General features: G+C 63.5%; 9 protein-coding genes and 1 tRNA gene. 1 reads left to right on the top strand and 9 read right to left on the bottom strand.

Features of this window, described 5'->3' with window-relative positions:
- Positions 1–37: 37 nt before the first annotated feature.
- The 9 genes from ACTHL0_RS20895 to ACTHL0_RS20855 form a co-directional block, all read right to left on the bottom strand.
- Positions 38–122: transfer RNA gene (locus ACTHL0_RS20895), tRNA-Leu, on the bottom strand.
- A gap of 113 nt (positions 123–235) precedes the next feature.
- A complete protein-coding gene (gene secG, locus ACTHL0_RS20890) occupies positions 236–607 on the bottom strand; it encodes a preprotein translocase subunit SecG (protein ID WP_440568801.1) in 372 nt (123 codons plus the stop codon).
- A gap of 79 nt (positions 608–686) precedes the next feature.
- Complete coding sequence (gene tpiA, locus ACTHL0_RS20885) at positions 687–1,478, bottom strand: triose-phosphate isomerase (protein ID WP_440568800.1); 792 nt, start codon at positions 1,476–1,478, stop codon at positions 687–689.
- A gap of 350 nt (positions 1,479–1,828) precedes the next feature.
- The gene (locus tag ACTHL0_RS20880) at positions 1,829–2,041 is read right to left on the bottom strand and encodes a DUF1059 domain-containing protein (RefSeq protein ID WP_440568799.1); all 213 of its coding nucleotides are present in this window, start codon (positions 2,039–2,041) and stop codon (positions 1,829–1,831) included.
- Positions 2,042–2,104: 63 nt separating this feature from the next.
- Positions 2,105–3,496, bottom strand: a complete 1,392-nt coding sequence (locus ACTHL0_RS20875) for an FAD-binding oxidoreductase (protein WP_440568798.1) — start codon at positions 3,494–3,496, stop codon at positions 2,105–2,107.
- Between the two features lie 262 nt (positions 3,497–3,758).
- Positions 3,759–4,778 carry an NAD(P)H-quinone oxidoreductase gene (locus ACTHL0_RS20870; protein ID WP_440568796.1) on the bottom strand — a complete coding sequence of 340 codons (1,020 nt, stop codon included), beginning with the start codon at positions 4,776–4,778 and terminating at the stop codon, positions 3,759–3,761.
- Between the two features lie 109 nt (positions 4,779–4,887).
- Positions 4,888–7,035 carry a polyribonucleotide nucleotidyltransferase gene (pnp, locus tag ACTHL0_RS20865; RefSeq protein WP_440568794.1) on the bottom strand — a complete coding sequence of 716 codons (2,148 nt, stop codon included), beginning with the start codon at positions 7,033–7,035 and terminating at the stop codon, positions 4,888–4,890.
- Between the two features lie 443 nt (positions 7,036–7,478).
- Positions 7,479–7,748, bottom strand: a complete 270-nt coding sequence (rpsO, locus tag ACTHL0_RS20860) for a 30S ribosomal protein S15 (RefSeq protein WP_440536121.1) — start codon at positions 7,746–7,748, stop codon at positions 7,479–7,481.
- 129 nt (positions 7,749–7,877) lie between these two features.
- Positions 7,878–9,233, bottom strand: coding sequence for a branched-chain amino acid ABC transporter substrate-binding protein (locus tag ACTHL0_RS20855; RefSeq protein WP_440568802.1), 1,356 nt, complete (start codon positions 9,231–9,233; stop codon positions 7,878–7,880).
- A gap of 184 nt (positions 9,234–9,417) precedes the next feature.
- Between ACTHL0_RS20855 and ACTHL0_RS20850 the strand changes: the two genes are divergently transcribed.
- Positions 9,418–9,921 (top strand): hypothetical protein, encoded by a 504-nt coding sequence (locus ACTHL0_RS20850; RefSeq protein WP_440568793.1) that lies wholly within the window; start codon positions 9,418–9,420, stop codon positions 9,919–9,921.
- Positions 9,922–10,132 lie beyond the last annotated feature (211 nt).

Raw genomic sequence — 10,132 nt, 5'->3', positions numbered from 1 at the left:
AGCCGAAGCGAAGCATGCGGCTGGCATTGGATAACTTTGGTGCCGACGGCGAGACTCGAACTCGCACAGCTTTCGCCACTACCCCCTCAAGATAGCGTGTCTACCAATTTCACCACGTCGGCACTGTTTGCAATCCGGGACAATTCGTTGAAACCCGCGAATCGCTTCAAGACTTAGATTCTAACGTGCTTCCAAGAATTGTTCAACGCACAAGTGCAATTTTATGCGAAATTTCTTACTTCGGCACGGCGCTGCTGGACGGTGCCAGCGCAGCCGCAGGCGCTGACGCGACCGGAGCCGAAGCGGCCGTCGTGGCGGGCGCCGCCGGCGCCGTCACCGAACCCAACACGCCCGCGGACGGACGGGACTTGTACGAACCGATGTAGGTGAGCGCGAGCGTCGTCACGAAGAAGATCGTCGCGAGAACCGCCGTGGCACGCGACAGGAAATTGGCGGAGCCCGTTGCGCCGAACAAGCTGCCCGACGCCCCGCTACCGAATGCCGCGCCCATGTCGGCGCCCTTGCCATGCTGCAGCAGCACGAGGCCGATAATGCCCAGTGCCGACAGCAGCTGCACGACGATGATCAACGTTTTCAAAAACAGCATCTGACTCACCTAATAAGTGGTTTGAGCGCCCAGTGCGCGATCGATCGCCACCGGACACCGCTTCGCATTTGCGCGCTGGTTAGCGAGCTTGGCTCGCTGCCTTCTGAGCCGCGCAGATCGCGAGGAAATCCTGACTCTTCAACGATGCACCGCCGATCAGGCCGCCATCGATATCGGCCTGGCCGAACAGCGCCAATGCATTGTCGGCTTTGACGCTGCCGCCATACAGCAACGGCACGCGCGCGAGCGACGAATCTTTTTGCGCGAGCCGCGCACGCAGGAACGCATGCACTGCCTGCGCCTGCTCGGCCGTGGCGCTCCGCCCCGTGCCGATGGCCCAGACGGGCTCATAGGCGATAACGATGCGCGCCGCTTCTTCCACCGACAGCAGATTCAGGACCGCATCGAGCTGCGCCCCCACCACCGCCTCGGTCGTACCTGCCTCGCGTTCGTCCAGCGTTTCGCCGATACAGACGATCGGCGTGAGCCCGGCTTCGAGCGCGCGGCGCGCCTTCGCGGCGACGAGCTCAGAGCTTTCCGCGTGATACGCGCGACGTTCGGAATGACCGACGATCGCGAGCGTCGCGCCGAATTCGCACGCCATCTCGGCCGCGACTTCACCGGTATAGGCGCCGTGCGTGTAGGTGGAAATATCCTGCACGCCCCAGGCGACCGGCTTGCCCGACAGCACCGCTTGCGCCTGTGCGAGATACGGTGTCGGCACACAGACGCCGATGCGGATCGTATCGGCCATCGCGGCCGCGCCGTCAGCGACCGCCTGCAACAGCGCCGCGTTCTCTGCAAGGCGCCCATGCATCTTCCAATTGCCGACCACCCACTTCACTCGCTGTTCCGACCGCTTTTCCGACATGTATCTCGCCCTGTGTAATGTCCGCCGCGGCCGTGCCGGCAACCCGGGTTGTGCCGGGCGACCTCAGCACGCACCTTGGAACCCGAACCGGAAGCCGACGGGCTTGGAAGCCCGAGGAGATTAGCAGCCCGATTGGGGAAGTCCGATTCTGGAAGCCCGATTTTCGAAGCACCAGGCAAGAAGGCGCACGCAAAACGCTCAATTTTACTGTGCTTGGGCGGGGCCGGTCAAACCGGGCGCGCAGCTGCCGCTGCGGGCCGGCTGTGCGGCTCGCCCCGGCGCGCGCAGAACGGCGGGTGACGACCGCTGGCACGGGCGTCGTATCCAGCGGTTCCTGGACCGAGCGCAGCTTACATTCTGCGCGGCGACTCGACGGGCGGCGTGCCGTCGTGGAACAGCGTTTTCAGTTGGGCACGCAATTCGGGCGAATCGACATGGCGATGTACCGAAACGGCATGCTGAACCGCCGCCTCGATCAGTTCGTTCTCGCTGTCCGCCGCGAGAGAGACGGTGCAATTCATTTCGCTCGGGAACTCCCGGCAGTCGATGTATTTGCGAGACATGATGTCCCTCCGTGATGCAATGGGTTCGGTGGTGCGCCGACCCCCCCGCGCGCGGCAACGGCGTCATAACGCCGATGGCCGGATGTTTTGGTTGTGACGAAAGAGGTTGCCCCGGTCGTAATGCGTTTTCGCGGCCATCAGCCGCTCGTAGTTCGGTCCATAGGCGGCGCTCACGCGCGGGCCCTCTTCTTGCGTGAGGAAATTCACGTAAACACTGCCGAGCGCGAACGGCGCCGATGCCTCGAAAAAGCCGCGCGCCCAGTCGATACAGCGCGAATCCTCGCTCGGATCGTCCCATCGAGCATGTACGTTCATCACGTACTGCGCGTCGCGGCTGCTATAGGCGGTCGCCTCGACCGGCACGCGGGCGGTTGCGCCGCCGATCTGGCCGAAAAATATTTCACATTGCGGGGACGGAAGGCGCTCAATCGCGGCAACGGCCACATCCAGCAGAGCGTCGGGCAAATCGGCGAAATTGTGCGACTTCCAGTAGTTCCGCGCACCGGGCGTCAGCAACGGATCGAACGCCGTTTGCCAAGCGGCGTACGGCATCGGACCGAGATGTTCGCCGTAGGACTGGCCGAAACTGCGCACCACTTCGACGGCACGTGCGCCCATGTCCAAGGGCCCCGTGTAACAGAGCGCGAAGGCGATGACTGGCTTACCGTGGACGTCTGACGATAGGAACGGCAGCGGCGGAGCCAAGCGCATGACGGCCCAGACCGACAACTCGTCGGGCATGGCCTGCGTCGCGGCGTTGTAGCGATGCAAGGCTTGCGCGGCTTGCTCGAAGGGCAGGACCACCAGCCCCGCGTAGACTTCGGGGCCCACCCGATGCAGTTCGAACTCGAACATCGTCACGACGCCGAAATTGCCGCTCCCGCCGCGGATCGCCCAATACAAATCCGGGTCGTGCGTCGCGTCGGTGTGAACAAGTTCGCCATCGGCCGTCACGACATCGGCCGACAGCAGGTTATCCACCGACATTCCGTACCGGCGGCTCAGCCAGCCAAAGCCACCGCCGAGCGTCAGGCCAGCGACGCCCGTCGTCGAATTGATGCCGAGCGGCGTCGCCAGTCCGAACGCCTGCGCCTCGTGATCGAATTCGCCAAGCGTGACGCCGGGCTCGACATAGGCACGGCACGCGCGCGGGTCGATGCGCACCGATTTCATCGGAGAAAGATCGATCACGAGCCCGCCGTCGCATATCGCGCTGCCTGCGATGTTATGGCCTCCGCCCCGGACGGCCAACAGCATCTCGTTTTCCCGGGCGAAATTAACAGCGCGGCGTACGTCCGCCACACCGGCGCAACAGGCGATGACGCTCGGCCTGCGATCGATCGTCGCATTCCAGATGTGACGCGCCTGCTCATAGCCAGGATCCCCGTCTTGCAGCAATTGCCCACGCATCGCGCCCTTTAGCGCGTCTACCGCACTCTTCGTCACTTGACTCATGGGATCCTCCGCGCGGGGTTCGGCTATGCGTCACACGATCTTCCGACGAATTGAAAGCACGATGAAAGATCGCACCGTAACCAGTATTAGTGCGTGCGCGCTCAAGTCCAAAGCACGATATGCGGATGAACGCAGCCCCGCGTCATATGCGTGGCGTATGAGCGCATGGCATCGTTCGTGCCGAGCCCCGGGGCGATGGGGAAACTGTGCCCGCTCAAGGGCCGGTTACATCGGATGAATCAGCGGTGTCGTGGAATCGCCGTTACTTCGATTTGCCGCTCCAATCCAACACGATCTTGCCGATGTGCTCGCCGCTTTCCATCAACGCATGTGCCGCGCTCGCCTCGTGCGCGGGTAGCACGCGGTAGACGATGGGCTTGATGCGTCCCTCCTCGATGAGCGGCCAAACACGCTCCTGGAGCTGCGCCGCAATCCTCGCTTTGAATTCGATCGAGCGTGGGCGCAGCGTCGAGCCTGTCACTGTCAAGCGCCGACGCAGCACCTCGGCAAGATTGAGCTCGGCTTTCGCGCCGCCCAACAGCGCGATGATGACGAGCCGGCCGCCGTCGGCCAGTGCGGACAGTTCGCGCGGCACATAGCCGCCGGCCACCATATCGAGGATGACATCCACCCCGCGGTCGTTCGTCAACGATTTCACGACTTCGACGAAATCCTCGGATTTATAGTTGATCGCACGCTCGGCCCCGAGCGCCTCGCAGGCTTTGCACTTGTCCGCCGTGCCAGCCGTGGCGAAGACGCGGAATCCGAGCGCGTGGGCGATCTGGATAGCGGCGACGCCAATCCCGCTCGAGCCGCCCTGCACGAGCAACGTCTCGTTCGCTCCACCCTCGCCCGCTCCGAGCCGCGCGCGATCGAACACGTTGCTCCAGACGGTGAAGAACGTTTCCGGCAACGACGCGGCCTCGATGTCGGTCAACCCCTTCGGCACTGGCAAGCACTGCGCGAGGGGCACGCTTGCATACTGCGCATACCCGCCGCCGGCGAGCAGTGCACAGATGCGATCGCCGATCTTGAGCCCGAACGGGTTATGCTTTTCGTCGATGTGGCCACCGACGATCTCACCTGAAATCTCGAGCCCCGGCAGATCCGATACGCCGGGCGGGGGCGCATAGGCCCCCTTGCGCTGGAATACGTCCGGGCGATTCACGCCCGACGCCGACACTTTGACGAGCACTTCGCCCTGGGCGGGCACCGGCTCGGGCCGCTCGGCGAGCGCCAGCACTTCAGGGCCACCGAACTCCGTAATTTCGATCGCTTTCACATCGCCTCCGAGGCAGTCGGATACCTATGGATGGACGCCATTCTGACGAAAAAACGGCCGGCGCGCTTGGAAGGCGGCCGGCCGTTTCAGGCATGGGGACGACGACGCGTTACTGCGGCGTCGGCTCCGAAGGAGCAGCGCCCGCGCCGCCTTCGTTCAGCAGCGCCTTCGCCGACAGACGCACACGGCCCTTTTCATCCGTTTGGATGACCTTGACCTTCACCTGCTGGCCTTCGCTCAAGTAGTCCTTGATGTCCTTGATGCGCTCGTTCGCGATCTCGGAGATGTGCAGCAGGCCGTCCTTGCCCGGCAGGATGTTCACGATCGCACCGAACTCGAGCAGCTTGAGTACCGTGCCTTCGTACACCTGGCCGACTTCGATTTCGGCGGTGATGTTCTCGATACGACGCTTGGCTTCAGCCATGCCTTCGCTGCTCGTGCTCGCGATCGTCACGACACCGTCGTCGGAGATGTCGATCGTCGTGCCCGTTTCTTCCGTCAACGCGCGGATCACCGAACCGCCCTTGCCGATCACGTCGCGGATCTTCTCGGGGTTGATCTTGACCGTGATCATGCGCGGCGCAAATTCCGACAGCTCCGTGCTCGCACCCGAGACGGCAGCCGTCATCTTGCCGAGGATGTGCATGCGGCCTTCCTTCGCCTGAGCGAGCGCCACCTGCATGATTTCCTTCGTGATCCCTTGGATCTTGATGTCCATCTGCAGCGCCGTCACGCCGTCGGCCGTACCGGCCACCTTGAAGTCCATGTCGCCGAGGTGATCTTCATCGCCGAGGATGTCGGTGAGCACGGCGAACTTGTTGCCGTCCAGAATCAGGCCCATCGCGATACCGGCGACGTGCGCCTTCATCGGCACGCCTGCATCCATCAGTGCGAGGCAGCCGCCGCAGACCGAAGCCATCGACGACGAACCGTTCGATTCCGTGATTTCCGACACGACGCGGATCGAGTAACCGAACTCTTCGGCGCTCGGCAAGCAGGCGACGAGCGCACGCTTGGCCAGACGGCCGTGGCCGATTTCGCGGCGCTTGGGCGTGCCCACGCGGCCCGTTTCACCCGTGGCGAACGGAGGCATGTTGTAGTGCAGTATGATGCGCTCGCGGTATTCGCCTTCGAGCGCGTCGATGATCTGCTCGTCGCCCTTCGTGCCGAGCGTCGCCACGACGAGCGCTTGCGTCTCGCCGCGCGTGAACAGCGCCGAACCGTGCGTACGCGGCAGCACGCCCGTGCGGATTTCGATGGGGCGCACGGTGCGCGTGTCGCGGCCGTCGATACGCGGTTCGCCGTTCAGGATCTGGCTGCGGACGATCTTCGCTTCGATGTCGAACAGGATGTTGCCGACGGCGGTTTTGTCGACCGGCATTTGGCCCGCGGCCAAGGCTTGTTCGTCGAGCTTGGCGTTCGTCGCGGCGTAGACTTCCTTCAGCTTCGTCGAACGCTGCTGCTTGTTGCGCAGTTGGTAAGCCGCCACGAGTTCGCCGTGCGCGATTTCTGTCACGCGCGCGATCAATGCTTCGTCCTTCGGCGCGGCTTGCCAATCCCATTCGGGCTTGCCGCCTTCGCGCACGAGTTCGTGGATCGCGTCGATCGCCGTTTGCATCTGCTCATGGCCGAACACCACCGCGCCCAGCATGACGTCTTCGGGCAGTTGATCCGCTTCCGATTCGACCATCAGCACGGCACGCTCGGTACCGGCGACGACGAGGTCCAGGCTCGATTCCTCCTGCTGCGTGCGCGTCGGGTTCAACACGTATTCGTTGTTGATGTAGGCGACACGGGCGGCGCCGACGGGGCCTTTGAACGGCAGGCCCGACACGGCCAGCGCGGCCGAAGCGCCGATCAACGCGGGGATGTCGGCCGGCACTTCCGGGTTGATCGACAGCACGTGAATGACGACTTGGACTTCGTTGTAGAAGCCTTCCGGAAACAGCGGGCGCAACGGACGGTCGATCAGGCGCGACGTCAGCGTTTCATGCTCCGAGGGACGGCCCTCGCGGCGGAAGAAGCCGCCCGGGATCTTACCGGCCGAGTACGTTTTCTCGATGTAATCGACGGTCAGCGGGAAGAAATCCTGGCCCGGCTTGGCGCTCTTCGCACCGACCACAGTGGCCAGCACGACGGTGTCTTCCACGTCGACGATGACGGCGCCCGATGCCTGGCGCGCGACCTCACCCGTTTCGAGACGAACGGTATGTTGTCCCCATTTGAATTCTTTGACGATCTTATTGAACATGGACATGTATCACTCCTTCTCTCTTCTCATCTATTTGGGATCGCCGCCGCGATACAGCAACATCGACGGGCGGCGCCGACAGCCGGCGCACCTGCGGGAAGAGGAGTGTTATGCCATTCCAGCGCCGGCGCCCGGTGAACGAGGCCCGCTCGCCGCGCTGGAATGACACAAAGCTCTGCCCGCCTTTGCCGACTGCTTTGAAGCAACCCGCAACGCGCGATCGATGCGTGTGCGGGCTTGGTACGTCTTGTGGCATGGGCACGACGCATGGTGCGTGCCGGTGGTGCTTGGCCGGACCAACGATGCGCAGCGTAGGTGGGACCAGACAGTCCCACCTACGCTGCGCTTGAGGCATCACCAGGCGCCAAAGCGCCAAGTGATGCCGCAAAAACAAATGCCTGCATCAGCAGTACTGACACAGGCATCTTGCATAACGCGGCAACGGCCGTTTACTTGCGCAGACCCAGCTTCTCGATCAGCGAACGGTAACGGTCGGCGTCCTTGCCCTTCAGGTAGTCGAGCAGCTTACGACGACGGCTCACCATGCGCAGCAGACCGCGGCGGCTGTGGTGATCCTTCGTGTGCGACTTGAAGTGCGAGGTCAATTCGTTGATGCGCGACGTAAGCAACGCAACTTGAACTTCGGGCGAGCCCGTATCGTTCGTGCCGCGTGCGAATTGCGCGACGATGTCAGACTTCTTGATATCAGCAACAGACATTTGATTTCCTTTAAAACAAACAGGCGGTCACGGAAGAAAGGCCGTGCCGTGGGTTACGACGAAGGGCGCATTGTAGCACAACCGAAAGCCGCTGGACGGCTGCGCCCACTGCGGCCCCGCTTCCCGCCCTCAGGGGCGCTTCATCTTGCACTCGCCCGGCAGCGCCGTCCGCTCCGGCGGCAAAGCCAGGACCGTTCGGAAGCCATAACCCGAGCCCTCATTGTCGAAACGCACCCCAGGCGTACCCGCCTTGTCCATTTCGATCACATAAAGGGGTTGGATCAACTGATGATCGTCGGCGCGCATCCAGGCCCGATCGAAACCGTTGTCGTATTTCGCCCCTTCGAGCGCCTTGGCAACGGCAACAGCATCGGTGCCGTGCGCCCGCGCGATGGCGTCGGCGAGCATCTCGATCATGACGTCGATGCGGGCCAGCGCGTAATCGTCGTGCGCGGCGGGAAAACGGGCCCGGAAGGCCGCATAGTACGCATCGGAGGCCGACGCGTTCGCATGGGGCAAACGCTCGTCCGCGGCCGCGGCTGTCCCGGCGTTCGGGTGCCAGTCGGCGACGGCAACGACACGCTTGACGCCCGCCTCCCCAATGGCCGCCGGTGCATCAAGGCTGTTGCCGTAGAACGTATAGAACTTGCCGGCGAAGCCCTGCTCCCGGGCAGCCTTCACGAGCAGCGCCAGATCGTTGCCCCAATTCCCCGTGACGACGGCGTCGGCACCGCTTGCCCGCAGCTTGGCGATGTAGGGCGTGAAGTCCTTGACGCGGCCGATCGGATGAAACTCATCGCCAACGATCGAGATATCGGGCCGCTTGGCTGCCAGCGCGGTACGCGCGAGCGAACTGACGTCATGGCCGAAGCTGTAGTCCTGGTTCAGGAGATACACATGTTTGACCGATTGATCGCGCGCGATGACATCGGCGAGCGCGTTCATCCGCATGCCCGCGTGGGCATCGAAACGAAAATGCCAAAAGCTGCACGATGCCCCCGTCAGCGCCGGATCATCGGCCGAGTAGTTCAGAAACAGCTCACGGTTCTCGGGTTCGCGGGTGTTTTGCTTGTCGATGGCCGCGACGAGCGCCGCGGCCACGGCCGAGCCATTGCCCTGCAAAACGAACGGGATGTGACGGTCGGCCGCGGCGCGCAACTGCACGAGCGCCTGCTCGACGCCGCCCTGGCTGTCGAGCACCACGAGTTCGAGCGGATGCGCGCCGTCGGGCAGCTTTACGCCGCCGCGCGCATTGACGCGCTCGATCGCAAAACGCACATTGCGCTCGACTGCCGCGCCGGCGTCCGCGAAGGGCCCCGACATCCCCTCGATCAGTGCGAGCCGGATCGGCGCCGCGGCGTCATTCGCGCCGGCGGCCTGCGCGGCCGGCGCCGCCAACGCACAGACGGCACCGGCGATCGATGCCCATTTCGTCCATTTGGCCCATTTAGCCCATTTAGCCCGCTTCGTCTGCTCGCCCTTCATCATGCGTTCCTTGCCGCCATTCGAAGCGCGGATATTAGGCCTCACCGGCACCGCTCGCAAGCCACCGCATGGGCAAACGCACACCGCATTGACATGCCCGTAACTCAAATCTTTGTGCGCTGCCCCTGTCCAAACCAGGCGGGCCCGTGTTACAACGCCGCTCGTGGAATTATCGGAGGCATTTATGTCCAAACGTCTTTCCGCCGCCCTCACCTGTGCGGCCGCCTTTATCCTCGCCGGGTGCGCGCAACCGTGGCAGGGTTTTACGGCCGGCGAGGATCAATCGGCCGTCGTCGCGCGTCTCGGCCCCCCGCGCGAGATCTACGACTTGCCCAATGGGGGCAAGCGGCTGATGTGGCCCACTCAACCGATGGGCGAAGTCACGACTGCGGCCGACGTCGATGCATCGGGCAAGGTACTGAACGTGCGGCAAGTGCTGCAGCCCAGCGAGTTCTACAAGGCACAGATCGGCACGTGGACGAAGCAGGACGTGCTGGTCAATTTCGGGCGCCCGGTGGAGACGTCGTACTTTCCGTTGATGAAGCGCGAGGTATGGACGTACCGCTATCTCGAAGCCAACGTCTGGTATCAGATGTACAGCTTTTACTTCGACCCGCAGGGCATCCTGCGCATGACGCAAAAGACGCCCGACCCGATGCACGAACCCGAGCGCGGCCGCTTTTGGTGAGGTGGAGTGAAGCGAAGAGGCCTCGGAAGCCCGTTTATCGGCCAGTGACCCCTTGGGTGGCCTACGCCCGGATACGCGAGCAAGTGTAGGCGTCGGCGCTTTTTCTGGTTGAGGTGCCTGCTTATTGGCGGCAGTGGCCACAGCCGCGGGGGTGTGGGGGGGGGGGGACAAGGAAACGGCCATTTAAAAAAACCAGGGCCCCCCCCACCCC

Source organism: Trinickia sp. (assembly GCF_051961175.1).
Lineage (GTDB): Bacteria > Pseudomonadota > Gammaproteobacteria > Burkholderiales > Burkholderiaceae > Trinickia.
This window is presented reverse-complemented; position numbering and strand designations above follow the sequence as displayed.

What these genes read in the sequence shown, in the direction of transcription:
- ACTHL0_RS20880 (WP_440568799.1), bottom strand. Translation starts at nt 2,041, where the DNA reads ATGTCTCGCAAATACATCGACTGCCGGGAGTTCCCGAGCGAAATGAAT.
- ACTHL0_RS20850 (WP_440568793.1), top strand. Translation starts at nt 9,418, where the DNA reads ATGTCCAAACGTCTTTCCGCCGCCCTCACCTGTGCGGCCGCCTTTATC.
- tpiA (WP_440568800.1), bottom strand. Translation starts at nt 1,478, where the DNA reads ATGTCGGAAAAGCGGTCGGAACAGCGAGTGAAGTGGGTGGTCGGCAAT.
- ACTHL0_RS20875 (WP_440568798.1), bottom strand. Translation starts at nt 3,496, where the DNA reads ATGAGTCAAGTGACGAAGAGTGCGGTAGACGCGCTAAAGGGCGCGATG.
- secG (WP_440568801.1), bottom strand. Translation starts at nt 607, where the DNA reads ATGCTGTTTTTGAAAACGTTGATCATCGTCGTGCAGCTGCTGTCGGCA.
- rpsO (WP_440536121.1), bottom strand. Translation starts at nt 7,748, where the DNA reads ATGTCTGTTGCTGATATCAAGAAGTCTGACATCGTCGCGCAATTCGCA.
- ACTHL0_RS20855 (WP_440568802.1), bottom strand. Translation starts at nt 9,233, where the DNA reads ATGAAGGGCGAGCAGACGAAGCGGGCTAAATGGGCTAAATGGGCCAAA.
- pnp (WP_440568794.1), bottom strand. Translation starts at nt 7,035, where the DNA reads ATGTCCATGTTCAATAAGATCGTCAAAGAATTCAAATGGGGACAACAT.